The sequence below is a fragment of the Pseudomonas juntendi genome, assembly GCF_009932375.1.
In the GTDB taxonomy this organism is placed as follows: domain Bacteria; phylum Pseudomonadota; class Gammaproteobacteria; order Pseudomonadales; family Pseudomonadaceae; genus Aquipseudomonas; species Aquipseudomonas juntendi.
Map to the genome: position 1 here is coordinate 1 of NZ_BLJG01000444.1, position 726 is coordinate 726.

General features: G+C 61.0%; 1 protein-coding gene. It reads right to left on the reverse strand.

Features of this window, described 5'->3' with window-relative positions; genetic code table 11:
* The coding region (locus tag GYA94_RS26630) for a glutathione S-transferase family protein (RefSeq protein ID WP_161893452.1) at window positions 1–539 on the reverse strand (539 nt) is incomplete at its 3' end.
* Window positions 540–726: the final 187 nt, after the last annotated feature.

A 726-nucleotide genomic window follows, 5' to 3' on the forward strand; every position in this document is an offset into this window, starting at 1 on the left:
GCATACGGCTCCAGCGACACGTTGCCCTCCGGTGCGTGGGCGATGTACGAATAGTTGGCGATGTCGGCGATGGTCGGCGTGTCGCCTGCCAGGAACGGCGACTTGGCCAGTTCGGCATCAATCACCTTGAGCAGGGTGTGCGCCCGGGTAATCACTTCGTCAGTGTTGAACGAAGCGCCGAACACGGTCACCAGGCGTGCAGCGGCCGGGCCAAAGGCCAGCGGGCCTGCAGCGACCGACAGCCAGCGTTGTACACGGGCGGCAGCGGCTGGCGCTTCGGGTAGCCAGGTGCCGTTGTCATATTTTTTGGCGAGGTAAACGAGGATTGCGTTGGAGTCTGCGATCACCGTGCCGTTGTCATCGATGACCGGTACCTGGCCGAACGGGTTGAGGGCCAGGAAGTCCGGCTGCTTGTGCGCACCTTTGGCCAGGTCCACGAACACCAGCTCGGTGGGCAGGTTGAGCAGCGAAAGCATCAGCTCGATGCGGTGGGCATGGCCGGACTTGGGGAAGTTGTAGAGTTTGATCGGGTTCGACATGGGCTTGGCTCCTGATCAGCACCGGATTGGGCTGATGGAGCACATGCTGCACTGATTCGGCTGGCAGCAGAATCAGTGCGCGGGGGAAACCATAATTTCGCCAGATGGAATAATAACCCGCCCGTGAACAAAAACAGTCTGCGTTTTTTCGGGCCTTTGCCGACAGATCCGCAGAGCGGCCCCGGCA